Origin of the sequence: Campylobacter concisus (assembly GCF_002092855.1) — a bacterium.
GTDB lineage: Bacteria > Campylobacterota > Campylobacteria > Campylobacterales > Campylobacteraceae > Campylobacter_A > Campylobacter_A concisus_AI.
On the sequence record NZ_LVLC01000031.1, the window covers coordinates 1 to 25,379 of the forward strand.

24 protein-coding genes are annotated in these 25,379 nt (G+C 37.3%); 8 read left to right on the top strand and 16 right to left on the bottom strand.

The window, feature by feature from the left end:
- Positions 1–66 precede the first annotated feature (66 nt).
- Genes truA through glmU form a run of 7 tightly spaced genes read right to left on the bottom strand, consistent with a single transcriptional unit; the run spans position 67 to position 6,439 of the window.
- On the bottom strand, positions 67–798 hold the full coding sequence (gene truA / locus A3223_RS09080; protein ID WP_084110035.1) for a tRNA pseudouridine(38-40) synthase TruA: 732 nt from the start codon (positions 796–798) through the stop codon (positions 67–69).
- Positions 798–1,826 (bottom strand): LptF/LptG family permease, encoded by a 1,029-nt coding sequence (locus A3223_RS09085; protein ID WP_084110036.1) that lies wholly within the window; start codon positions 1,824–1,826, stop codon positions 798–800. The genes truA and A3223_RS09085 overlap by 1 nt, the downstream gene beginning before the upstream one ends.
- A complete protein-coding gene (locus tag A3223_RS09090) occupies positions 1,819–2,607 on the bottom strand; it encodes a prepilin peptidase (RefSeq protein WP_084110098.1) in 789 nt (262 codons plus the stop codon). The genes A3223_RS09085 and A3223_RS09090 overlap by 8 nt, the downstream gene beginning before the upstream one ends.
- A 7-nt stretch (positions 2,608–2,614) precedes the next feature.
- Positions 2,615–3,286 carry a polyprenyl diphosphate synthase gene (gene uppS, locus A3223_RS09095; RefSeq protein WP_084110037.1) on the bottom strand — a complete coding sequence of 224 codons (672 nt, stop codon included), beginning with the start codon at positions 3,284–3,286 and terminating at the stop codon, positions 2,615–2,617.
- A 3-nt stretch (positions 3,287–3,289) separates the two neighbouring features.
- Positions 3,290–3,976 carry a hypothetical protein gene (locus tag A3223_RS09100; RefSeq protein ID WP_084110038.1) on the bottom strand — a complete coding sequence of 229 codons (687 nt, stop codon included), beginning with the start codon at positions 3,974–3,976 and terminating at the stop codon, positions 3,290–3,292.
- Positions 3,973–5,145 carry a bifunctional phosphopantothenoylcysteine decarboxylase/phosphopantothenate--cysteine ligase CoaBC gene (gene coaBC / locus A3223_RS09105; protein ID WP_084110039.1) on the bottom strand — a complete coding sequence of 391 codons (1,173 nt, stop codon included), beginning with the start codon at positions 5,143–5,145 and terminating at the stop codon, positions 3,973–3,975. The genes A3223_RS09100 and coaBC overlap by 4 nt, the downstream gene beginning before the upstream one ends.
- Positions 5,132–6,439 (bottom strand): bifunctional UDP-N-acetylglucosamine diphosphorylase/glucosamine-1-phosphate N-acetyltransferase GlmU, encoded by a 1,308-nt coding sequence (gene glmU, locus A3223_RS09110; RefSeq protein ID WP_084110040.1) that lies wholly within the window; start codon positions 6,437–6,439, stop codon positions 5,132–5,134. Before glmU ends, coaBC begins: the two co-directional genes overlap by 14 nt.
- A gap of 136 nt (positions 6,440–6,575) precedes the next feature.
- Here glmU and A3223_RS09115 point away from each other — a divergent pair, with 136 nt between their 5' ends.
- The 8 genes from A3223_RS09115 to A3223_RS09150 are packed head-to-tail and all read left to right on the top strand — an operon-like array spanning position 6,576 to position 15,972.
- On the top strand, positions 6,576–7,343 hold the full coding sequence (locus tag A3223_RS09115; RefSeq protein WP_021091276.1) for a motility protein A: 768 nt from the start codon (positions 6,576–6,578) through the stop codon (positions 7,341–7,343).
- Positions 7,343–8,122, top strand: coding sequence for an OmpA/MotB family protein (locus tag A3223_RS09120; protein WP_035167452.1), 780 nt, complete (start codon positions 7,343–7,345; stop codon positions 8,120–8,122). Before A3223_RS09115 ends, A3223_RS09120 begins: the two co-directional genes overlap by 1 nt.
- A gap of 11 nt (positions 8,123–8,133) precedes the next feature.
- Positions 8,134–8,856 (top strand): flagellar type III secretion system pore protein FliP, encoded by a 723-nt coding sequence (gene fliP / locus A3223_RS09125; protein WP_374048483.1) that lies wholly within the window; start codon positions 8,134–8,136, stop codon positions 8,854–8,856.
- Positions 8,856–10,121: a TolC family protein gene (locus A3223_RS09130; RefSeq protein WP_084110041.1), complete on the top strand. Its 1,266-nt coding sequence runs from the start codon at positions 8,856–8,858 to the stop codon at positions 10,119–10,121. Before fliP ends, A3223_RS09130 begins: the two co-directional genes overlap by 1 nt.
- Complete coding sequence (locus A3223_RS09135) at positions 10,118–10,861, top strand: efflux RND transporter periplasmic adaptor subunit (protein ID WP_084110042.1); 744 nt, start codon at positions 10,118–10,120, stop codon at positions 10,859–10,861. The genes A3223_RS09130 and A3223_RS09135 overlap by 4 nt, the downstream gene beginning before the upstream one ends.
- Positions 10,858–13,884, top strand: a complete 3,027-nt coding sequence (locus A3223_RS09140) for an efflux RND transporter permease subunit (protein ID WP_084110043.1) — start codon at positions 10,858–10,860, stop codon at positions 13,882–13,884. Before A3223_RS09135 ends, A3223_RS09140 begins: the two co-directional genes overlap by 4 nt.
- Entirely contained in the window at positions 13,881–15,116 is a 1,236-nt protein-coding gene (locus A3223_RS09145; protein ID WP_084110044.1) for a TolC family protein, read from the top strand. Before A3223_RS09140 ends, A3223_RS09145 begins: the two co-directional genes overlap by 4 nt.
- Positions 15,109–15,972, top strand: a complete 864-nt coding sequence (locus tag A3223_RS09150) for an EamA family transporter (RefSeq protein ID WP_084110045.1) — start codon at positions 15,109–15,111, stop codon at positions 15,970–15,972. Before A3223_RS09145 ends, A3223_RS09150 begins: the two co-directional genes overlap by 8 nt.
- Here the strand turns inward: A3223_RS09150 and A3223_RS09155 are convergent.
- From A3223_RS09155 to A3223_RS09195, 9 genes are all read right to left on the bottom strand, one after another.
- Positions 15,969–17,243, bottom strand: coding sequence for a ComEC/Rec2 family competence protein (locus tag A3223_RS09155; protein ID WP_084110046.1), 1,275 nt, complete (start codon positions 17,241–17,243; stop codon positions 15,969–15,971). The genes A3223_RS09150 and A3223_RS09155 overlap by 4 nt on opposite strands.
- Positions 17,243–18,655: a replicative DNA helicase gene (locus tag A3223_RS09160; RefSeq protein ID WP_084042153.1), complete on the bottom strand. Its 1,413-nt coding sequence runs from the start codon at positions 18,653–18,655 to the stop codon at positions 17,243–17,245. Before A3223_RS09160 ends, A3223_RS09155 begins: the two co-directional genes overlap by 1 nt.
- Before the next feature lie 10 nt (positions 18,656–18,665).
- On the bottom strand, positions 18,666–19,724 hold the full coding sequence (gene ispG / locus A3223_RS09165; RefSeq protein ID WP_084110047.1) for a flavodoxin-dependent (E)-4-hydroxy-3-methylbut-2-enyl-diphosphate synthase: 1,059 nt from the start codon (positions 19,722–19,724) through the stop codon (positions 18,666–18,668).
- A gap of 125 nt (positions 19,725–19,849) precedes the next feature.
- Complete coding sequence (locus A3223_RS09170; RefSeq protein ID WP_084110048.1) at positions 19,850–21,031, bottom strand: hypothetical protein; 1,182 nt, start codon at positions 21,029–21,031, stop codon at positions 19,850–19,852.
- Between the two features lie 8 nt (positions 21,032–21,039).
- Positions 21,040–22,497, bottom strand: a complete 1,458-nt coding sequence (locus tag A3223_RS09175; RefSeq protein WP_084110049.1) for an MBOAT family O-acyltransferase — start codon at positions 22,495–22,497, stop codon at positions 21,040–21,042.
- 51 nt (positions 22,498–22,548) lie between these two features.
- Positions 22,549–24,402: a primosomal protein N' gene (locus tag A3223_RS09180; RefSeq protein WP_084110050.1), complete on the bottom strand. Its 1,854-nt coding sequence runs from the start codon at positions 24,400–24,402 to the stop codon at positions 22,549–22,551.
- A complete protein-coding gene (locus A3223_RS09185) occupies positions 24,402–24,818 on the bottom strand; it encodes a type II secretion system protein (RefSeq protein WP_084042158.1) in 417 nt (138 codons plus the stop codon). Before A3223_RS09185 ends, A3223_RS09180 begins: the two co-directional genes overlap by 1 nt.
- On the bottom strand, positions 24,815–25,051 hold the full coding sequence (locus A3223_RS09190) for a hypothetical protein (RefSeq protein WP_054196819.1): 237 nt from the start codon (positions 25,049–25,051) through the stop codon (positions 24,815–24,817). The genes A3223_RS09185 and A3223_RS09190 overlap by 4 nt, the downstream gene beginning before the upstream one ends.
- 13 nt (positions 25,052–25,064) lie before the next feature.
- Positions 25,065–25,298, bottom strand: a complete 234-nt coding sequence (locus A3223_RS09195; RefSeq protein ID WP_021091279.1) for a cell division protein ZapB — start codon at positions 25,296–25,298, stop codon at positions 25,065–25,067.
- Between the last annotated feature and the right edge of the window lie 81 nt (positions 25,299–25,379).

The following is a 25,379-nucleotide window of genomic DNA, read 5'->3' on the forward strand; positions in this document are numbered from 1 at the left end:
TTGAAGGAGGGTTAGGATTCTTTATTTAATATTTTAAATAAGCTTACTATTGAATATTTTAAATACCTAGTTAAATTTATAGAAAACTCTATTTAGATAAAGTCCTTCAGCTGGAGCCGGGATACGAGTTAGGACAGAGCATCCGTTAAGTGAAGCATTGATGAGCTCACCACCATTTTTTATACTCAAGGCTTTAAGTAGATTTGCAACCATAAGCCGTACTTGTGCGCGCAAAAAACCGTTCGCTTTAAAAACGATGATAGTTTGGTTCTTGTATTCATAGCAAAATGCCTTAAAAATTTCTCGCACTGGACTTTTTGTATCACTTCCTGTTTTCATATAGGAGCTAAAATCATGCTCACCAACAAAATTAGATAAAATTTCATTTGCTTTTTTGATATCAAATTTTGGCAAAAAGACTTTATATTTTGAGCTAAAAACGTCAAATTCTCCATGATCTATAATGTATCTATAAGACCTTGCTACTGCGTCAAATCTTGCTTGAAAATTTTCATCAACTAAATTTATACGTTTTATATGAATATTTGGATGAGCATGGCGGTTGATTAGCTCTTTTAGATGCTCTAAATTTTTAAAATGATCGCCACAAATTACGCTTGAGCTTTGATTGATCGCATGAACATTTTTATCTGTACGTGAGCTAGAGACTATTTTTTCAAATATTCCAACGTGAGCCAGAGCACGTGAGAGCTCATCTTCTACGCCATTTTCATGCGGTTGAGTTTGCGAGCCTTGAAATTTGGAGCCATCGTAGCTATAAATTAGTTGGATTTTCATTAGTATCTTCGCATGATCTTGGCTTTAAAAAGCAAAATTCCTGCCAACAAAAAGACAAGAAATATGAGTGGAATCGCAAAAGCTGGCTTTGACGAAAAGAGCATTATGAGCGTAAAATACCCAAATAAAACGCCAAACGTACCAACATAAACCATGCCCTTTTCATATCTATAAGTAACGATGCCAAAGCTTATGGCAAAAAGTGTACTGGCAAGTGGAAATAGTGCAACAAGCACATATGTACTAAGGTCTTTTCTTCTTTTTTCACTACTATTTGCCTCTGTCCAGTACTCTTTTATACTGCCTATATTGCTTATCTCTTCACTTTGTGCAGTCCTTATTTTCATGGATTTGAAGTTGCTTTGATGATAAATTTCATCTTTTATGTCATACATTTTTCCATCTAATAAAGAGAGTTCGATGCTTTGATTTGTATTAGTGATCTTTGCATTTTTTGCAGTGATTAAGCGTTGGGAGTCTTTAATGTAAGGATTAAACATTACGATATCTTTATAGGTAGTACCGTTGTTATCTTGCATTTCACTGCCCACATAGACCATCCAGTCAGAGAATTTTTGTCCAAACTGAGTTGGCTTTAAATTTAGCTTTGCGACAGTCTTTTTATAATCAATAAAATTTGCATTTAGCTGTGCGGCTATTGGTATCATTATGGTAGCGATTATAAGTAGAGCAGTGCTTAAAAATGCTGAAAATATTAAGAAAAATTTAGCAATCTTATTTGGTGAGCCACCAAGCGTAAAAATAACGATACTTTCATTCTCTTTTGATAATCTAAAAAGAGTCATCGCAAGTGATACAAAAAATGCTATAGGCACGACAAAAAGTAGTACACGTGGAAGCATAAATGAGTAGAGTTTAAAAAGCTCACCAAAGCTGATCTCAATGTAAGAAGTGATGCGCGCGATCTGGATGAAAAATACGATCGACATGATCAAAAAAAGCGTACTAAATAGCGACGCAAAAGTCCCTAGGAAGTTAAACAAAAGATATCTATTCACTCTACTCATAAATAAACCTTAAAATTTCTAAAATTTGCTCTTTAAAAGCGTATGTAATAAGTAAGCCAAGACTTAAAAATGGCACAAAAGCCAGCTCGTAGCCCCTTTTTTGAACGACCGCATAGACTGGAAGCGTAAAAAGTGCTGCAAGATAGATCGCCACTAGAGCCAGCTTGACTGGCAAGATAGCTCCGATGATTGCCGCTATAAAGATATCTGCACTACCCATCGCTTCTCTTTTTATAACAAAGCTTACGACAAATCTAAGCGCCCAAAAGATAAATGCAAAAAGGAATAAATTTAAAATCTGGGCAAAATTTCCTTTAAATATAAAAAGCATCAAAGCGTAGATAAATGCGAAAAATAGCGCTGCAAAAAGAAGAGGATCTGGCACAGCTTTATATCTTATGTCTATGACGCTAAGAGCTAGCAGCATAATAAAGCAAAGCCCTAAAAATAGCGCATAAAGCAAGGTTTCTACGCTTAAAATTTCGCCGCACTCTTTAAAAAAGCAGATCAGAAAAAGTATCCCAGAAACTAGCTCGATTGCTGGATAGATGAGGCTTATTTTTTGCTTACAAAAGGCGCATTTGCCGCCTAAAAATATCCACGAAAAAATTGGAACATTGTGATAAAAATTTAGCTTATGGTCGCAGTTTGGGCAATGAGAAGCTGGAAAATTTATGCTCTCATTTCGTGGCAAGCGATATATCAGCACATTTGAAAATGAGCCCACGCAAATACCCAAAACAAAAGCAAAAGCGGCAAAAAAGATGACTAAATTATCCATTATCTCACTAAACTCCGCCAAATCTTCGCTCTATGTTTTTAAATTTACTAACGATATTTGCAAGCTCATCCTTGCTAAAGTCAGGCCAAAGTGTGGACGTAAAAAATAGCTCTGCGTAGCTTGCTTGCCAAAGCATAAAATTTGAGAGCCTGCTCTCGCCACCAGTTCTAATGAGAAGATCCACTGGCTCACTCTCATCAAGTGTTGCATTTAGGCTTGCTTCGTTTATCTCGCAGCCTTCTAAAGTTAGCTTTCTTGCAGCTCTGATGATCTCGTCTTTTGAGCCGTAGTTTATCGCTAAATTTAATAATAAATTTTTATTCTCTCTTGTAGCGTTTTTGGTGATCTCTATCTCGTTTTTTAGCTCATCGCTAAATGGCGAAATATCGCCGATTGTGTTAAATTTGATCCCATTTTTTATAAAATCATCACGCTTTAAAATGAGAAATTTCTTAAGCAAATTCATCAAAAACTCGACCTCTTTTTGCGGTCTTTTCCAGTTTTCAGTACTAAATGCGTAAAGACTTAAAATTTTCACTCCATTATCGATACAAAATTCGCACATATCGCTTACTACATTTGCTCCAGCTTCGTGCCCATTTGTCCGCAAAAATCCACGTTTTTTAGCCCAGCGTCCATTTCCATCCATGATAATAGCAAGGTGGTTTAATTCATTCAATCTTTAACCTTTTATATCAATAATTTGTTCTTTTTTGCTCCAAAGAGCACTCACATTTTGCACTGTTATGTTGGCGTTAAATTCACCTTTTAACAAGCTAGCTACATTATTAAATGGGGTCGCGATCTCGTATAAAACTTCATCTTTAAATTTAAAAACAAGTGGAGCAAAATTTGAAAATATTAAAAAAATTTTCATATCATTCCCCTCTTTTTTTAGCTGAAAAACGCCGTTTATGCCATTATAAATAAATGGTATATGCACGACATTTTCTTGCAGAGCAAAGAGCATTTTCGCTAGCACTTTCATCTCGTCTTTTGTCTTAGCTTCACTTAAACTTTTAAATAAATATTCATAAAACCACGATAAATTTTCATTTTCTATCAAATTTTCGATAAGATTTAGCCCATCAGCCAAGATATCTTCGTCTAAAATTCTTGGCTTTTCGTATAAATTTTTTATGACGATATTTTCGCCCTGGCTTTGCACCTCGCCCCAGTATCTAGAGCCTACATTTAGCTCTTTTACGCTTTTTGTGTTTAAATTTCTATTTGCGAAATTTAAGATATATCTGTTAAAGCCTATCTTTTGGCTCACCAAGATACTAAGTGGGAGTGACGAATTTATAGCTACTAACGGTGAATTTGCATTTTTTGCTATTTTTTGAATGCGAGAAATTTTCTCTATCATAAATTTGCCGCTAGCTCCACGATATGTCTTGCGATCTCGTCTTTTGCGGCAAGCGGTAGCAAAGTTTCATTATTTTTCGTGATGAAATTTACCTCATTTTGCTCGCTTGCAAAGCCATTTTTCTCACCCAAGATATTTAGGCAAACTGCGTCAAGTTCTTTTCGCTCTAGCATTGCTCTAGCATTTTTGTGTGCGCTCTCACTTGAGATTTCAAGCTTAAAGCCGATCTTTTTACATTTAAGCTCTTTTAGGCTTTGCAAAATATCGACATTTCTCTTTAGACTTAAGCTTAAATTTTCGCCAACGTCCTCTTTTTTTATCTTGCCATCAATTTTTGTCGGTACAAAATCACTCACCGCAGCACACATTACAAGCAAATTTGCACTCTCACACTCGCTCTTGCAAAGCTCTAAAAGCTCACTGCTTGAGCTAAATTTAAGGCACTCAAACGGCTCGTTACTAGTTTCAAAGCTAGCAAGCAGTTTTACCTCCGCACCTGCGTAGAAAAAGGCTCTAGCCAAGGCTCTTGCCATCTTGCCACTTGAGAAATTTGTAATGGCTCTAACATCATCTATCTTTTCAGTCGTTGCGCCACCAGTGATCACTACTTTTTTACCTGCAAAAAGTGGCTTACTAAGCCTTTTAATGGCAGCTTCTACTATCACTTCAGGGCTTGCAAGACCGCCCTTGCCAACGTCACCGCAAGCTAGAGTTTTAAGAACTGGCTCAACCACTAAAGCGCCGTTTTTCTTTAAAATTTTAAGTGAGTTTTGCGTCGCGAAGTGCTCGATCATATTGTTATTTGCAGCTAGTGCGACAACCAAAGGTACGTGCGAGGCGGCGATTAGCGTTTGCATAAAGACATTGTCACAGATGCCAGCTATTAGCTTATTTATCGTATTTACAGAGGCTGGAGCGATTAGAACTAGATCCATTTTAGAGTAGGCTATGTGATTTACGCCATCTTGCCAGTTTTGCGTTTGTGAGCTTAAAATTTTATGCTCGCTTAGCGCTTCAAAGCCGCTTACACTGCAAAATTCAAGCGCTCCGTCGCTTAAAGCCACATAAACATCAGCGCCTTGCTTTTTAAGCAGCGATAAAATTTCAAATGCCTTATAAAAGGCGATACTACCGCAAACGGCTAGTAAAATCTTCTTATTTTTTAACATCGTCTTTGCCAAAGAATTTCTCAAAAAAGCCGATTTTATTTTCTTGACGACCTCTGCTGATAGCTAGAGCGCCACTCTCAACGTCTTTTGTGATGGTGCTTCCTGCTGCGATGATGACATTATCAGCGATATTTACAGGGGCAACTAGCTGCGTATCTGAGCCAACAAAGACGTTTTTACCGATCTTTGTTTTGTATTTTGCTTTGCCATCGTAGTTGCATGTGATCGTGCCACATCCGATATTTGTGCCACTTTCTATCTCGCAGTCGCCAAGATAGCTCAAATGTCCAGCTTTTATGCCGTTAAGAACGCCTTTTTTAACTTCGACGAAATTTCCTATGTGTGTGTCAGAAATTTCAGAATTTGGCCTGATGTGAGCTAGTGGACCGATGTCTGAGTTTTTGATGACGCTACTTTCGATCACTGATGAGCTTTTGATGATGCTCTCAGAAATGACGCACTCGCCAAGGATACTTACGTTTTCTTCTAGCACGCACTCGCCTTCAAATTTAGCTCTGCTGTCTATGAAAATGCTCTCAGGCATGCGCATCAAGACGCCAGCTTTCATCAAATTTTGCTTGATCTCATCTTGCATGATCTTTTCAGCGATGCTAAGCTGAAATTTATCATTTATGCCCATGAAATTTTGCTCATTAACATTTACTGCAACGCACTTTAAGCTCTTTTCATTTGCTATTTTTATGGCGTCCGTTAGGTAGTACTCTTTTTGCGCGTTTTGGTTGCTTATGAGTGGTAAAATTTGCTCTAAAGCCTCGCGTTTAAAGCAGTAGCAGCCAGCATTTACGCTTTTTATCGCAAGTTGCGCTTCACTAGCATCTTTTTGCTCGACGATGCCTTCAACTTTGCCGTTTTTTATGATGACTCTGCCGTAGCCAAAAGGATTTGCTGCTTCAAAAGAGCTCATAACCACGTCAGCTTCGGCATTTGCTAGACGCATTAGATCTGTTGATTTTACAAGAGGCATATCGCCACAAGTTACAAGCACCTTTTCGCCGCTTAAATTTACGCTTTTTATCGCTCCAGCAGTGCCTGGGAAATTTGTATGATCTTGCTCAAAAATTTTAGTTTGAGGGAAAATTTCTTTTATCTTTTTGCTAATTAACTCTTTTTCGTAGTGAAGCACGACGCTAACGTCATTTGTGATCGCATAAGCTTGCTTTAAGATGTGAATGATCATTGGCTCACCGCAAAGTTCAAATAGGACTTTTGGACGTTTTGATTTCATTCTGGTGCCAAGACCAGCCGCTAAAATTATGATTGAAGTATTGTTCATTTTTAAGCCTTTTAACGTTAAAAATTTCGCAGATTGTAGCAAAAAATGCCAAACATTTTTTTTAATTTAACGATTGTTTCAACAAAAAGCTAATAAAATAGCAATTCTTAAGAATTTATAAATAAAGTGAGCTTAAATGGATTTAGGAACCGTCGTCGGCTGGGTTTTGACCCTAGTGCTTTTGTTTGGATCAATGGCGATAGGCGTTGGTATAGGACCATACATCGATATTCCTTCTGTGATGATCGTTTTTGGTGGTACTATCGGCGTTATGATGGTTGGCTTCAAGATGGAGACGCTTAAAGGAATTGGTAAATTTTATGGCATTGCTGTTAAGCCATCAGTCGTAGTAAATTTGCCTGAGACTATAAAAAAAATAGTTGATTATTCAACCAAAGCTAGACGTGATGGTATCTTATCGCTCGAAAGTGAAGTAAATAATGAGACAAATCAGTTTTTAAAAAGAGGCCTGTCAATGGCGGTCGATGGCAATGAGCCAGATGCGATCAGAGCACTTTTGGAGATCGATATCGATCAAACTAGCACAAGACATTCAAATAATATTAAAATTTTTGAGCAAGTCGGCGGTTTTGCTGGTGCGATGGGTATGATCGGAACGCTAATCGGTCTTGTTGCGATGCTTCTTAACATGTCAGATCCTAGTGCGATCGGCCCATCAATGGCGGTTGCCTTGCTTACGACACTTTATGGTGCGATGATAGGTAACATCATAGGTGCGCCTGTGGCAAACATCCTCTCTATTCGCGATGCCGATGAAGCACTTGAAAAACAAGTCGTACTTGAGGGAATCATGTCGATACAAGCAGGTGATAATCCAAGAACGCTTGAAGCTAAACTCTTAGCATTTTTACCACCAAAAGATAGAAAAAGTCAGTTTGAATAATGGGTAAGTTAATAAAACCAGAAGAGTGTCCAAAATGTATGCCTGAGTGGCTAGCTGCTTTTGGTGACCTTATGTCACTTTTGCTTTGTTTTTTCGTTTTATTGCTTTCTATGGCGACAATGGATGCTAAAAAGATGGAGGCCGCTGTTGGCTCACTAGCTGGTGCTTTGAGTGTGCTTGAAGGTGGTGCTAGACCTGAAAATCAAATAGAAAAAGAGACAGATCCAGAAAATACTCGTGCAAAAAAGATAAGCAAGCAAAAGGGCTCACAAAGTGAGCTAAATATGAACGTTAAAAAGATAAATGAGCTGCTAGCTGCTAGCGGGGCACCTGAGATCACTATGGAAGAGAGCGAAGATGGCTTTATCGTAAGGCTTCCAGCGGCTATGCTTTTTGATAAAGATAGTGCTGAAATTTCTGGCGAAGATGCGAAGCTATTTTTAAAACGAATAGGCATGATTGTGGCGAAAATGCCTAATGATGTAAAAGCCGATATCATCGGCCATACAGATAATATAGAACCAAGCAAAGACTCAGCTTATAAAAATAACTGGCAGCTCTCAACTGCAAGGGCTTTAAGCGTGGTTGAAGAGCTAATTAACGATGGCGTACCACAAAATAGAATAATAGCTTCTGGCAAAGCTTCGTTTGATCCGATCGCTAGTAACAGCACAGAAGATGGCAGAGCTAAGAATAATAGAGTAGAAATTCACTTCATATCGCTTGAGCCAAAAAATAAAGAGGCTACTAAGAAAAGTATCCTTGATATGAGGAATTAGTCGTGAAAGCACTGCTTGCTTTAGCGGTTTTACTTTGCACGGTTTTTGGGGCTGATCCTGCGTTACCAACTATAAATTTAAGTCTAAATTCTCCAACAAATGCCGAGCAACTTGTAAATTCTCTAAACGTTTTACTAATTCTCACTGCACTTGCACTTGCTCCTTCGCTCATTTTTATGATGACAAGTTTTTTAAGGCTTGTTATCGTATTTTCATTTTTACGCCAAGCGATGGGTACGCAACAAGTGCCTCCTTCAACGGTGCTCATCTCGCTTGCGATGGTTCTTACATTTTTTATTATGGAGCCAGTTGGGCAAAAGAGCTATAACGATGGCATAAAGCCTTATATAGCTGAGCAGATAGGCTATGAAGAGATGCTTGATAAGAGCTTAAAGCCATTTAAAGAATTTATGGTAAAAAACACAAGAGAAAAAGACCTTGCACTTTTCTTTAGGATTAGAAATTTACAAAATCCAGCAAATATTGAAGAGATACCGCTAAGTATCGCAATGTCAGCTTTTATGATAAGTGAGCTAAAGACATCTTTTGAAATAGCGTTTTTGCTCTATTTGCCATTTCTTGTCATTGACATGGTCGTAAGCTCAGTACTGATGGCCATGGGTATGATGATGCTACCTCCTGTCATGATCTCACTGCCATTTAAGCTACTCATCTTCGTGCTAGTTGATGGCTGGAATTTACTAATAGGAAACCTCGTAAAGAGCTTTCACTGATGAAAAAAATTTTATTAGCACTTTTGCCTTTGGCGCTATTTGGATCAAATTTAAGCGAGATAGCAAACAAGGCCACTCAAAACGAAATTTCAAAGATCAAAGAGCTTGAGCTAAAAAGAGCAAATTTAAATGACGAAGCGACATCAAGCGCCTACTTGCCAAGCCTTAGCTTAGAGGGCTCATATGGCAAAAATGCAAGCACTTTTCCAAGCATAGTTGCCAAAGAGTCAGCCGGCGTGCTCGCTAGAATTGATTTTTTACTATATGATGGCGGAGCTAGAGAGGCTAGGCTAAAGATGAGCCAGCTTTTAAAAAACAAAGCCGCCATAGCAAGTGATGAAGCTAAAAACTACCTTGCACTTAAGGCCGTAAATTTATACTTTAACGCAGCTGCACTTGAAAATATAATCACGGCCAAACAGGCTCAGGCAAATTTCTTAAAAGGCGTTTTAGACAAGCTTGAAAAGGCAAACATTGCAGGCCTTGCCGCGAAAGATGAGCTTGAGAATGTGCGGGCAAAATATCACCTAGCAAATAGCATACAGCTTGAGTACAAAAACAAAATGGAGCAAATCTTAAATGAGATAAATTTGCTAACTGGTGAGAAAATTTTGCCAGTAGCTGGAGCAAAGATGGCTGATATTAGCTCAAATTTAGCTTCAAAGAATGCTGAGCTTGATAGACTAAGCCAAGATATATTTTTAGGCGAGGCCAAGCTTAGCGAGACAAGAGCTGGTTTTTTGCCTCAAATAATGCTCTATGACACATATGGATTTTATAAAAATAATTACGATATCGATCTAGGCAGATTTAGTTCTTACCGCTCATACGTGGATAAATATCTAAAAGAAGATACACACGGCAATAAATTTGGTATCGCTTTTAAATGGAAAATTTTTGATTTTTTCGCCACTAGCAAGATGAGTCAGGCACAAAAGATCGCGCTTGATGAGGCAAGGCTAAATTTAGAGTATAAAAGGCGTGAAAACGAGACAAAGCTTAAAAATTTGCAAAGTGAAATCGTGGTACTTACTTCAAAAATCGCTTCACTAAACGAATATGTAAGAGCAAGTGATTTGGCATTAAAAGCTAGCTATGAGAAGTATAACTCTGGGCTTTTGGGATATAGCGATTTGCTTGAAGCACTTTCTCAAAAATTTGATGCCATTAGCCTTTTTGAGAGTGCAAAAGATGAGCTTGAGATCAAAAAAGCGGAGTTCTTTTTTGAAAATGGTGAGCTGATTTTAGAGAGGATTAGAGATTGAAAAAGCTGATAATTTTGATGATATTTGGCATTTTTTCATTTGCTAGTGAAGAAATTTTTGCTGATTTTGAAGTCTATGCTAAGCAAAGCTCAAAGCTTGCATTTGAGGGTAGTGGCAAGGTGGATAAAATTTTTGTAGATGTATCAAGCCATGTTAAAAAGGGCGACGCTTTAGCTATTCTTGATCAAAGCAGCTTAGAAATCGCTCTTAAAAAGGCAAAAAATGATCTTGAGCTGGCAAAAAATGCTAGTGAATTTGCAAAAAATACTTTAAGCAAATTTACTCAAGTAAAGGACGTCACTTCAAAGCAAGAATTTGATGAGGTAAAGTATAAATTTGACGAGGCGGCTCTTAGAGTAGAGAGTGCCCAGATCGCCATTTTAAACGCAGATGATCATCTTAAAAAGGCTCTTTTAAAAGCTCCTTTTGATGGCGTCATAGCTAGTAAAAATGTCGAGCTTGGCGAGAGTGCTTCGCCGCTTAGTCCAGCTTTTATTTTAAACTCAAACGAGGCAAAAATTTTAATAGCGATCGATGAAAAATATGTAGATTTGGTAAAGATTGGCGATACATTTAAATTTAAACTTGACGCAACAAGCAATGAAAAAGAGGTAAAAATCGCTCTCATCTATCCAGAGATCAAACGAGAGACTAGAAAATTTTACGCCCAGGCTTATGACAGCGGGCTAAAACCTGGCATGTTTGGTCAAGGCAGAGTGCTAGTTAGTAAAAGAAAATGATAAAAACAGCCATCAACCGCCCCATAACTACGCTTATGATATTTTTAAGCCTCGTTGTCTTTGGCATCTACTCGCTAAAGACGATGAATGTAAATTTGTACCCGCAAGTAAATATCCCAATCGTTAAGATCACGACCTACGCAAACGGCGATATGAACTACATTAAGACAAAGATCACGCAAAAGATCGAGGACGAGGTCTCAAGCATCGAGGGGATAAAAAAGCTTTACTCAACCAGCTTTGACAACCTAAGCGTGGTAAGCATCGAATTTGAGCTAAACAAAGACCTAGAGAGCGCTACAAACGACGTCCGCGACAAGATGCAAAAAGCAAGGTTAAACGCAAACTACGAGATAGAAAAGCTAAACGGCCTCTCTTCAGCCGTCTTTAGCCTCTTTATCACGAGGCTTGATGGCAACGAAACTAAGCTTATGCAAGAGATAGATGATGTGGCAAAGCCATTTTTAGAGCGCATTAGCGGCGTCTCAAAGGTTAAGACAAATGGCTTTTTAGAGCCAGCGGTGAAAATTTTGCTAGATAGATTTAAACTTGATAAAAACACCCTTAGTGCAAACGAAGTGGCAAATTTGATAAAGGTTGAAAATTTAAAAGCACCACTTGGCAAGATAGAAAATGAGCAAATCCAAATGGCGATCAAGTCAAATTTCAGCGCCAAAAGCATAGATGAGATAAGAAATTTAACGATCAAGCAAGGGGTCTTTTTAAAAGATATCGCAAGCGTTGATCTTGCTTACAAAGATGCAAACGAAGCAGCGATAATGGATAAAAAAAGTGGCGTCTTGCTGGGCCTTGAGCTAGCTCCAGACGCAAACGCTCTAACCGTGATCGCTCTAGCTAAAGCAAAGCTAGATCAGTTTAAAAGCCTGCTTGGCAATGAATACGACGTAAAAATAGCCTACGATAAGAGCGAAGTGATACAAAAGCACATCGATCAAACCGCCTTTGATATGATCCTTGGTGTCTTGCTAACCATCGTGATCGTATATCTATTTTTAAGAAATTTCTCGATCACCATCATCTCAGTCGTAGCGATACCAACTAGCATCGTAGCGACATTTTTCATCATAAATGCCCTAGGCTACGATATAAACCGCCTAAGCCTCATAGCGCTGACCCTTGGCATCGGAATTTTCATCGACGATGCGATAGTTGTCACTGAAAATATCGCAAGCAAGCTAAAAGATGAGCCAAATGCCCTAAAAGCAAGCTTTGCAGGCATAAAAGAGATAGCATTTAGTGTCTTTGCGATCTCGCTCGTGCTGCTTTGCGTCTTTGTGCCAATAGCCTTTATGAGTGGTATCGTTGGCAAATACTTTAACTCATTTGCGATGAGCGTGGCAGCTGGCATCGTCATCTCGTTTTTTGTGAGCATCTTTCTTGTGCCAACGCTAAGTGCTAGGTTTGTAAATGCCAAACAAAGCAGCTTTTTTCTAAAAAGTGAGCCATTTTTTGAAGCGCTTGAAAATGGCTATGAGAAAATTTTAGCTTTAGCTCTTAAATTTAAGCTCATATTTTTAGCTATAACGCTTGCGGTCGTTGTTTGCTCATTTGCTCTGGCTAAATTTGTAGGAGGCGACTTCATGCCAAGCGAGGATAACTCGGAGTTTAACATCTACTTTAAGCTCGATCCCTCACTTAGCCTGCAAGCTAGCAAAGAGAAGCTAAAAGATAAAATTTCACTCATAAATGCCGATCCTCAGGTAGCTTACGCCTACTTCATCCTTGGCTACACAGATGCCAAGCAGCCTTATCTTGTAAAGGCTTACGTTAGACTAAAGGAGCTAAAAGATAGAGCTAATCACGAGCGGCAAAACGCTATCATGCAAAGTTTTCGTGACAGACTAAAGAGCGATGATATGAGCGTAATCGTAGCTGATTTGCCAGTGGTTGAAGGTGGCGATGTGCAGCCAGTTAAGCTTACTATCACCTCTGAAAATGGCAAAGATCTAGAGAAATTTGTGCCAAAGATCAGCAAGATGCTAAAAGAGATAAATGACACAACGGACGTAAATTCGCCCGAAGAAGATCTGCTAAAACGCGTGCAAATCTCTATAGATGAAGATAAGGCTAAGAGGCTAAATTTAGACAAAGCCAGCGTTGCAAGTGCCGTTTATAGCGCATTTAGCGAGAATGAGGTCTCTGTTTTTGAAAACGAAAATGGCAAAGAGTATGAGCTTTATATGCGTCTTGATGATAAATTTAGAGGCGATACAAATGATATCTTAAAGACCAAGATAAGAAGCAAAGAGGGCTTTTTTGTCACACTTGGCGATGTGGCGACGATTAGTTTTGAGCAAAAGCCAGCTAGTATTTCGAGATTTAATAGAGCTGATGAGATAAAATTTTTAGCAAATACCAAAAACAACGCTCCGCTAAATAGCGTGGCAAATGAAATTTCAAAGAAGCTTGATGAAATTTTGCCTGCAAATTTCAAGTATAAATTTCTTGGATTTGTGGAGCTCATGGACGATACAAATGCTTCGTTTATCTTTACGGTGAGTGCGAGTGCGGTGCTTATTTACATGGTGCTAGCTGCACTTTATGAGAGCTTTTTGCTGCCATTTCTCATCATGCTTGCCATGCCGCTTGCCTTTTGTGGCGTCGTGATAGGGCTGTTTATAAGTGGCAATCCTTTTAGCCTATTTGTCATGGTTGGCGTCATCTTGCTCTTTGGCATGGTCGGTAAAAACGCCATTTTGGTGGTTGATTTTGCAAACCACTTTGCAAATAGTGGCATAGAGGCAAACGAAGCTGTAAAAATGGCTGCTAAGAAGCGCTTAAGGGCTGTTTTAATGACCACTTTTGCGATGATATTTGCTATGCTTCCGCTGGCACTTAGCAGGGGTGCTGGCTTTGAGGCAAACTCACCTATGGCTATAAGTATCATCTTTGGGCTCATTAGCTCGACCTTGCTAAGTTTGCTTGTCGTGCCAGTGCTTTTTGCGTGGGTCTATAATCTTGATAAATTTATAAGAAAATTTTATGAAAGGGAGAGAATTTGAAGAAAATTTTAGCTGTTTTGCTCTTTGCTTTGCCTCTTTGGGCTGGAAATTTACTAGAGATCATCGCTCTAGCGCAAAGTGCAAGGCTTGAGAGTTTGAAAGAATTTAATAAAAATGAATATATAAATAAAAACAAAAGTAAAAAGCTAAATTTATCCCTTGATGGCAGATATACCTTTGTGCCTGATGAGATAAAGGGCGGATATATGACAAAGGCAGGCTCGATCACGGCAAAGGTTGAGTATCTTATCTTTGATGGCGGAGCGAGCGAGGCTGCTGATAAAATTTTAGACCACAAGGGCGTGGAGAAAATTTACAAAGATGAAGAGCTGATGAATCTCACTGCTTTTCAGGTCGCAAAGGTCTATTTCAATGCTGTTGCACTAAATTCTCTTATAAATTTAGAGACAAAATTTGTAGATAGCTTTGCTAAGGCTGCGGCTGAAAATGAGTTTTGGTTTGAGTATGGCGAGATCGACAAGAGTGAATTTGATGCGATAAATTTCATGTTAAATAAAAAAAGAGCTGAGCTTGACGAGCTTGGGCTTAAGCTAGCCGAGCTAAACTCAAGGATAAATTTGCTCTCAAACGGCGAGATCGGCTTTAACGCTGGCTCAAAGATAATGATGCCAGATTTTAGCAAAGATGATATAAGCGCAAAACTTGGGGCAATGGAGCAAGAAAAATTTATAAAAGAGCAAGAAAATGAGAAGCAAAAGAGCAAATTTGCTCCAAAAATTTACTTAAAAGATACGCAAAGTGTGAATAATAACAGCTTTAAAAAAGGTGAGAGGACGACTTCGCAGATGATAGGCGCTTACGCTGATGCGAACAAGCCTAGAGTGGAATTTGAGTGGAAGCTGCCTGATAGCTTAAGTCTTAGCAAACAAAGTCAAGTTAAGCGCATTGAAGAGCAAAAGGCAGCACTTAATCTAAGCGATGAAGAAAATAGGATAATCACTCGCCTAAAAGAGCTAGAAAGCACAATCAAAGGCTTAAATGCAAAGTTAAATTTGCAAGATTTGAAGCAAGATAAGCTTGATAGTGATTTTATTGATCTGCTAAATGGCTATCTTAATGGCGAGATAAAATATGAAGAATTTTTGTTTGTGAGTGAGAAAAATTTTAGCGATAGGGCAAATTTCATACTTGATGGCGATTTACTTGAGCTAAATAAACTTGAGTATTTTTTCGAATGTGCAAGAAAAATAAATGAGGTGATAATTGAATAAACTGATCTTTGTAACCATTTTGTGGGCGTTTAGCTTTAGTTTGATAGGTGAGTTTTTAGCTGGCAAGGTTGATAGCTATTTAGCTGTTTTTATTCGGGTTGCGCTTGCGAGCTTAGTCTTTTTACCATTTACAAAATTTCGTGGCATTAATCCAAAGCTAGCATTTGGCATCATGGCGATTGGAGCGGTGCAAATAGGGCTTATGTATCTATTTTATTACAATTCATTTTTGTATCTAAGTGTGCCAGAAGTAGCACTTTTTACCATTTTTACGCCGTTTTATGTGACGCTCATCTACGACGCATTTAGCTTTAAATTTAGACCACTTTATCTATTTAGCGTTGGCGTTGCGGTTTTTGGAGCTTTGGTTATAAAATACGGCGCTATAAACGATGGTGTATTAAAGGGCTTTTTACTAGTGCAAGCGGCAAATATCTGCTTTGGATCAGGGCAGAGTGCATATAAGGCACTTTTAGAAAAATTTAACGTGGATCAAAAAAATGTCTTTGGCTACTTTCACTTTGGGGCATTTTTTGTAGCTGTCGTTGCGCTTCTTACCCTTGGCAATCCAGCCAAATTTTCACTTACTTCAACACAAATTTTAGTGCTTCTCTGGCTTGGCATAGTCGCTAGTGGAGTTGGATATTTTATGTGGAACAAAGGTGCTTGCGAAGTTGATAGCGGCGTGCTTGCTATCATGAATAACGCTCTCATTCCAGCTGCTATCATTGTAAATTTGGTCTTTTGGCAAAAGGACACAGACCTAACTAGGCTAATTTTAGGCGCTGTTATAATGTATATATCTTTGATAGTTCACAACAAGATAATGAAATTTTATGGTATGAAAATCGCTTAGGCGTAAATTTTATAGCTAGCAACGAAAAAGCATAAAAGCCCAAGCAACGGTAAAATGTAGAATATGGATCTAAATTTTATAGCTAGAAGTGAAGCGATATTATAAATGATAAAAATAATGGCTGGCACAAAAATTTTAGTCGAGCTTAGCCTAAAATTTAAAACATTATTTAGCAATCCATCAAAGATGTCGCCATACGAAGCGATATGAAGTGCGGCACTTAATGGATAAAAAATGCTAAAGATGTAGTTGATAGCAAGGACGCTAAGCTGCTGTAAGCTAATGAGCGGAAAGAAATAAAGCACGCAAATTTCCATTGCAAAGCAAACATATAAATTTAAAAGTATAAGATGAACGAAAGGTGAAAATTTATCTTTTAGGTGTTTAAAATATAAAAATATGTAAAAAACGCCCATAAGTGAAAAGTAAAAACCTACACTAAAAAGTAGCTGCGGAAAGAGCGATATGCTAACAAGTGCCACTATAAAAAGTGTTTTGAAGTTTAAAATTTTGACGCCTTTTAACGTGCAATAAAATCCTAAAATGCTCATTAAGAACGCTCGCAAAAAGCTTGGTATAAAGCCTATTATAAAAAAGTAAAATGACAAGACTATAAAAACGATAATAGCTAGATCAAAGTTGTAGTTTCTAAAAGGTAAAAACCTCGCATATAAAAATTTTAAAAGCGGCCTAAATACAAAAAATATAACTGCGCTTATAAAACCTAAATGATAGCCACTTATGGCTATAAGATGCGCTATACCAAGGTGCGAGACGTCATCTCTTAGCTTGCCGTCAATACTTGTGCCTAAAAATAGAGCCGAGTAGAGCTGTGAAATTTTACTATTTTCATGCTGGGCGTAGATTAGTGATTGTAATTTTTGGTTGATATTTTGCGTGGCTTTTTGTGGCAGTTTTTCGCGTGAAAAGCTAGGCATGTAAAAGGAGGAAGCAAGATAGTCTTTAAAACTAACGTCTAAATTTATGACGCTTAGAAATATATTATCTCCAGCTTTAAAGTCATCTGTTTTAGCTCCAAGCGTATAAAATGAAAACTCATCAGTTTTAAGCTTTAAAATTTGCCTTTTCTTGCCGTCATCTCCAAGCTTTTCGTAGCTAGAAATCACGGTTGCTGTTAGCTCTTGTTCGCCTTTGTCCATAAAAATTTGATATTTATGGTAGCTAATAGCCAAATTTATAGAAAAAATACAAAGGCAAAACAGGCAAAATATAGTAAAAATTTCTCTATTTTTTAAAGCTTTAAAACGCATCAGCCTTCAAATGAAACATCAGATACTGGCATTGCAGACATATCTTCAAACCTTGAGTGTTGCTTTTGAAAGAGTACATCAACTGAGCCAGTTTCACCATTTCTGTTTTTGCCAACGATGATCTCGGCCTTTTCTTGAAGCTTATTAAAGACGTGATTGCTCTTGTACTCTTTGCCCTCGGCACTTGCGCGTTTTTCTTTCTCTTTTTCTTCTTGTTCTAGATAAAACTCATCTCTATAGACAAAAAGAATGATGTCAGCATCTTGCTCGATCGCGCCTGACTCTCTTAGATCGCTTAGCATAGGGCGTTTATTTGCGCGAGATTCTAGGCTTCTGTTTAGCTGAGAAAGAGCGATGATTGGCATATCTAGCTCACGTGCTAAAAGCTTTAATCCACGAGAAATTTCAGCTATTTGGACGTGACGATCAGCGTAGTTATTTGTACTCATCATAAGACCGATGTAGTCGATCACGCAAAGTGAAATTTCAGGATGCATAGCCTTTAGTTTTCGCATTTGTGTTCTTACTTGATGGATATTTACATAGCCACTATCATGCACAAAAAGCTTGCTAGCAGCAAACCCTTCACAAGCATCGCTAAATCTAGCCAACGCTTCATCATCCATCTTTGCGGTCATTATGTCTTGAAGCGGAATAGAGGTCTTGCTTGCTAGCATTCTCATCATTATCTGCTCAGCTGGCATCTCAAGCGAGAAAAAAACAACTCCAGCATTATTTTTTAGAACCTGACTCATAAAATTTAAACAAAGTGTCGTTTTTCCCATGCCTGGACGAGCTGCGACGATGATGAGGTCACCATTTTTAAAGCCCTTTATCATCTCATTTAGCTTTTTAAATCCAGTATCAAGTCCAACTATATCTTTTTCGCCAAGCAAGGCCTGAGCATTAATATGATCCATCATTTTCATGATGATCTCTTTGCCTTCTTTTATAACTCCAGTGCTTCCACCTTCTATCAAAGAGTAAAATTCCTGACTAAGATCATCGACCATATCGCGGCTTGGCTTATCTTCATTTACTTTGCTTGGTATATTGTGAGCGATCTTTACAAGACTTCGTTTTATAGATTTTTCTCTTAGTTCGTTTGCGTATTTTTGAATGTCTATTAGGGAATTTGTGCCCAAAATATCTAGTATTAGCTCTTCGTCGTATTTTTCGCCAAGTCTATTTTTTAAAAATGGCATAGTTATGGGATCATCGCTATTTAGGCATGCTACCATTGCATCATATATTTGCGAATGCCCTTTTAGATAAAAATCCTTTGCCTTAACAATATCAAAAATTTCACCTAAAATATCGTTGTTTTGCAAAATGGAGCTTAGTATAGCTCGCTCCATATCAATGTCGTAAAGGTTGGTAAATTCTATCTCGTTAACTCTTTGCTTTGCCACAAATTTTCCTTTAGTCTCTACTTTTTATCTCATCGTCGATCTCTTGTAAAAATCTATCTACAAGCTCGCTCTCAGGCAGTCTTGCGACCACTTCGCCGTGACGCATTATCATGCCATTGCCTTTGCCAAATGCTATGGCGACGTCCGCACCTTTTGCCTCGCCGATAGCATTTACCACGCAGCCCATGACCGAGACGTTTAACGGCTCTTTTATCCCTTTTGTTTTTTCTTCTACGAGCTTTACTGCCGCCATGAGATCAGCTTGCAAACGCCCGCAAGTTGGGCATGAGATGATATTTAGACCCTCTTTTTGGCGGTCACTATCTTTTAAGATTGCTTTTGCGACTTTGATCTCTTCTTCTAGCTCGCCTGTGATGCTAACTCTCATCGTGTCGCCGATGCCTTCAAGCAAAAGCCCACCAAGAGCGATCGCGGACTTGATAGTCGCGTGAAAAGTGGTACCTGCCTCAGTAACGCCAAGGTGAAATGGATAGTTTGTCTTTGGTCGAAGCGCTCTATAAGCTTGCATTGTACGCTCGACATCGCTTGATTTAAGTGAAATTTTGATATCTGTAAAGTCAAAATCCTCAAGAAGCTTGATGTTATACATCGCACTCTCCACCATCGCCTCAACTGTGCGACCGTAGCGGTCCTCAAATTGCTTTTCAAGCGAGCCAGAATTTACACCTATGCGAATAGGTAAATTTCGCTGTTTGCAGGCATCAACGACTGCTTTTATGTTTTTAGCGGAGCCGATGTTGCCCGGATTTATGCGGATAGCATCGACAAATTCGCTAACGATTAAGGCATAAGTGTGGTTAAAATGTATGTCAGCAACGACTGGAATAGGTGAGCTTGCAACTATCTGTTTTAGCGCGCTGGCGTCTTCTTTGTCAAAAACTGCGCAGCGCACGATGTCACAGCCTGCAAAATATAGCCTTTGTATCTGCTCAAGCGTGCCTTTTACGTCTTTTGTCTTTGAAAATGTCATTGATTGCACGGATATTGGTGCGTCACCGCCTATTAAAACATCGCGAATTTTTATCTGTTTTGTTGGGTATCGTTGCAAAATTTTACCTTTAAATTTTTATTGGGGATTATATAAAATCTTGGCTTTTAAATAAATTTGTTAAAAATAGTTGTAAGTATTTTTAATTCATAGTGTTTGTAAGCAATTTATCTGGTGTGTAAAATTTATTTTACACATCCCAGCTCCAAAAAATCTCTTTCTTTATATATTTTGTATTTTGTCTTGTCAAAAATAGTTAGAGTTTTTCCTGCATTTTCACTAATTGATTTTTTGATTAATTCTATGTTTAAGTATTTTGATAGGCTTGAGTTTTGATTATACATCTTTTTTAGTATCCTTTGATAAGCCACATCACCACCATGAAAGCCATCAACAAATTCGCAACTATCCTTATAATAACCTCTCATATCGTGAAAATCATAATTTTCTATATCCGTCTCTTTTACGAGTTTTCTAAATTCAGAAACATAGTTGTATTTATCGCCAAGACTATTCATCTTTTCAACAACTTCGTTTGCCAAAGGCGGTATAAAGAGTATTAATTTTATATTATTGTCTTTTGCAAATTTTATAATCTCATTGAAAATTTCAACTCTTTCTTTAGAGATGTGGTTGGCATATTCAAATCTATTGTTTCCATTGTATATTCTATTAAAAGTATTTGAAAAGCCTATATCGCTATTTTCTTTTTCCCCTAAAATAAATTGTAAGTATTGATATGAGCCATCTTTTCTGAAGCCATTTGAGTATTCTAATGATCTTATTCCTATATTTTGATAATTTGTTATATCATTCTTGTCTCTTGAAATATATTTGAAAATCTTGAAGTCTATTTCTTTTTTAATGATATCAGATAAAATTTTATTTATTTTATCTTTTATATTAGAGTTCTTTTCTTCTAAATCATTGACTAGACTAGGCTGATAATAATTTTCATTAAACCACCAAAAATCTAGACCTAAAATGATTATTTTAGGTTTATGATATTTTGTCATTTCTTTTAAGAATAAATATCCTTCATTTAAAAAATTCATCGCACCACCAGCTGTTATAAATTTTGTGTTAAAGCTTTCTTCTCTGAACTGCATAACCCTTGATGAACCTAAGGCTATAATCTCTGGTTTTTTGTTTTTTATTAATTCTAATTTATACTGAAGCGTATTGAAATCTAAAGGATTATAAATAGCATCTTTTTCTAGTTGAAATTTTACAATTTTTCCTATTGTGGTATCTTCCTTGGCTTTATGCAAGAGATCGTAGATAAAAAGAGAAGGTATTGACACAACAAAAAATGTAAAAAGGAATATAAAAAACATAATTATTGAAAATTTTTTATTTGTTAGCATTTAAAATCCTAAAAATTAAAATATAAAAATTCTGTTTTTACAGCTATCATTGAGTAAAAAGATAGCAATAATATGAATATAAGTTTAATTATTTTTTGATAGCTTGGCTGAAAACCAATCATCTTTTCTATAGAGTTTTTAAAAGCTAAGACTAAAATAAAACCAAGTAATAAAAATAAAATAGTACTCTTATCTCCAATTCTTGCAATAAAACCATCAAATCCAACTCCATATTTAGTTAAAAACCCAAGCTTTGCTAATAAAAAATTTGGCAAAACAATACCACTAAGCCCAAACATTCCTTTTAAAACTTTTAAAGCATTGTCCCAATCTTTTGCTCTAAAAAATACCCAAGTAATATTTATGAAGTTAAATGTTATAAACCAAGCCAAAATTTTATTCATCTTAAAGCCAAGTTCGCTCCAAATTCTGTGAGTAACCAAGGCAACGCCATGCAAAAATCCCCAAAAGACAAATGTCCAGCCGGCCCCATGCCATATACCACCTATTATAAAGGTCGCCATTAAATTTACGTATGTTCGAAGCCTGCCTTTGCGGTTACCACCTAGCGGGATATAGATATAGTCTCTTAAAAACCTGCTTAGTGTTATGTGCCATCTACGCCAAAAGTCTTGAATATTTAAGGCTTTATAAGGTGAGTTAAAGTTTATTGGAAGCTTGATATTAAAAAGAAGCGCTGCGCCTATAGCCATATCGCAATATCCACTAAAGTCAAAGTAGAGCTGAAATGTATAGCTTAGGCTAGTCGCCCAAGCTTCAAAAAAATTTAAAACGATAGCGTTGTCAAATCCGTTTGTTGCCCAAACAGCAAAATTATCAGCGATAACTACCTTTTTAAAAAGACCTATCGAAAAGATAAATAAACCAAGTGCTATATTTTTGTAGTTGACTATTTTATTTCTAGCATTTGCAAACTGCGGCATCATCTCTTTATGGTGCACGATCGGACCAGCGATTAGCTGCGGAAAAAATGTAACAAATAAGCAGTAGTTTAAAAAGTCATACTGCTTCGTACCCCCCCCCGTAGCACTATCGACCAAATAGGCTATTTGCTGAAAAGTAAAAAATGATATCGCAAGAGGCAAAAGTAAATTTAAATGAGGTATATGAGCATTAAAGATAAAATTTACATTGCTTATAAAGAAGTCTGAATATTTAAAATATCCAAGGAGTATTAAATTTGCCGCAATCCCTAGTATAAGAATAAATTTTTTAGAAATTTTACTATCTTCTTTGTTTAGCTTCACTCCAAAGCAGTAGTTAAACAACATGGAGCCTAAGATTAGCGGTAGATAAATGACGTTCCACCAGCTGTAAAAAAAGAGAGATGACAGAACCAAAAAGCCTTTTGCCAATTCTGTAAGGCGCTTTTTATTTAGATAAAAGTATATAAAAAATGTAAATGGCAAGAATAAAAATATAAATTCGTAAGAGTTAAAAAGCATTGACGCATCCGTTAAATTTTTGGTGAGATTATAGTTAACATTGGCTAATCATTAGCTAAAATTTACCGGGTCTATATCAATATCGCTAAGCTCGCTTTTGCAGAGGTTTGCAGCTTTTAAAAGAGGTATATAAGAGTTTGAGCGAAGTAAAATTTCATATCTAAATTTGCTTCCAATATACTCTATTTGGCACTTTCCGTATCCTATGATCTCAAGTTCATCGCTTCTTAAAGGTTCTATTCTTTGTACAAATTCATTCATTGTATTTTTTACTATTTTTTCATCTTTATGTGAGATGATAATGCGAAGGAGCCTAGTAAAAGGCGGATATAGCCCCTCGCGGTAGCCAATCTCATCTTTTAAAAATGCGTCGTAGTCACCGATGTAGCTCTCAAAAAAATCTCTTTGTTTGCTTTGAATGATAACTCTGCCAACCCCGTTTCTACCAGCTCTTCCGGCTACTTGCATGGCAAGAGCGAGCGTTCGCTCTCTGGCTTTATAATCAGGAAAATTTAAAAGCTCGTCAAATCCCATGATGACAGCAAGCTCTACGTTGTGATAATCATGCCCTTTGCTTAGCATCTGCGTGCCTAGCAGGATGTCTATCTTGCCGTCGTTAAATTCCTTCAAAGCCTTTACGAGCTTGTTTTGAGTCGTTATTTCATCCCTGTCAAATTTAGCGATTCTGGCGTTTGCAAACTCAGCTTGCAGCCTTTCAAGTAGCTCGCTAGTACCGATCTTTTTGGCCTCTATCATTTCGCTACCGCACTTATAGCAGGTCTTTGGCACAGCCATTTTATGCTCGCAGTATTGACACTTTAGCACATTTTGTTTTTTGTAGTAGCTCATACCGATGCTACAAAATGGACACTTTAGCGTTTCACCGCAGTTTTTGCAGACTAGATATTTAAAATTTGCCCTTGTTGGCAGACAGATGACAGCTTGCCTTTTATTCGCGAGTGTTTTTGAAATTTCATCTTTTAAAATTTCACTAATTCCAGTCTCGCTCTCGTCAAAAATGTAATTTTTTTGCGAATCAAAATATGTCCCTTGTAAGCGAAAATGCTCCTGCTTGTAAAAGCTAGTGAGGCTTGGTGTGGCGCTTCCAAGTACTACTTGCAGGTCAAATTTACCAGTTAGAAAAAGGGCAAGATCTCTTGCGTTGTAGTGGGGCTTTGAGCCTGTATTTTTATAGCTATCGTCGTGTTCTTCATCGATGATGATAAGTTTTAGCTTCTCAAGTGGTAAAAATAAAGCCGATCTCGCACCTGCAACGAGCCTAACTTTGCCACTTTTTATATCTTTTAAAATTTGCTCTTTTTTCTTTGATGTGATCTTTGAGTGCCAAACAGCCACTGCCTCTCCAAAGAAGCCCTCAAGGCGTTTTTGCATTTGTGGCGTGAGTGAAATTTCAGGCATTAAAAATAGCGCTTGGCTGCCTGCGTTTAAAATTTCTCTGATCTTTGCTATGTAAATTTCGCTTTTTCCGCTTCCAGTGTCGCCAAAGATGAGTGAAATTTTACGTTTGTTTATAAAATCCAAAGCCTCTTGCTGTTTTTCGCTTAGTTTGGGTGCTACATTAAAATTTTGATTTTCATAAATTTGATCTACTGCAATAGTGTCATTTGGTTCAAATAAATTTAGACTGACGCCAAGCTCGCATGTGTAATATTTTGAGATAAATATTGCCAATTCGCTTTGCATTGAAGTTAGATTAATCGGTAGAATTTCTAAAATTTTACTTGTTTTAAACTCTGGTTTGCCAGTTTCTTTTACGATAAAGGCAGTAAGAATTTTGCCTCTTAAAGAAGCTTTTACGCCTTGAAATTTTTCTAGTTTTTGATCGCTTTCATAAGTGAGCGGGGCTAAATTTAGCCCATAAAATGCGAGTATGTAATAATGCATTACTGAAGTGATTTGCAAATTTCATTTTCATCACTGCAACCAAAATCGCCAGTATTTTTGTCGTATTTGAAATTTGCTACTTTGCCATCTAGCCTAAATGTGTATTTGTCATCGCTTATTCTGTGCCAGCCATTTTTGCTACCGCTATCTTTTATCGGTATATTTATAACATTTTTAAAGAGTTTGCTTGGATCGCCATCGTCTAGCTTTTGTGGAAATTCTGGCTTTGCTTGCAAGATATTGTCATTGTATTTTAGTGAAATTCCGCTTCTTATAGCGGCAAGTTGAGTTTTGGCATTTGAGATAGTAGCATCGCTTCTAGAAAAAAATAGCCTAGGTATAGCGACTGTGCTTAAAATACCTAGTATAACTACTATAAATATTAGCTCAAGCAAGGTGTAAGCTCGTCTTTTCATCTCTCTTCTCGCTTTAATATCTCATCAACATTGCCAGTTAAATTTTTTACTGCCTTTATCACAGCATAATTTTCATAACATTTTTCTATAAAGGCATTTAAAAGCTCTTTTGGCTCAATAAATTGGCGCCCGCCCATTAAATTTTGCCAGTCATCTTCAAAGAATTTAGCAAAATCATCATCAAGCGTGATCGTGTAGTCGCGAGATGATATCGTGAGCGTGATTTTTTTCATATTTTAGCCAAGCTTATCTGCCAAGGACAGCTTCGATTTTTCTCATTACATCGTCAGCTTCGGTATTTTTCTTGTCAAGATCCTCTTCTAAACGCATGATTTGATTGCTTTTTGCCTCATTTTGTGCTTTTAAAGTTACGATCTCATTACGCAACTCTTCGTTCGTTTTGCAAAGTTCGTCATATTTTGTGATCAGGTCATTTACTTTATCGCTTAGTGTGGTTAAGATCGCATTATCTTCAAACATAAAAGTTCCTTTAAAATAATAATTAGGCTCGTATTCTAACACGCAGAGGCTAAATTCTTATTAAAATTCTCATTTGACAAA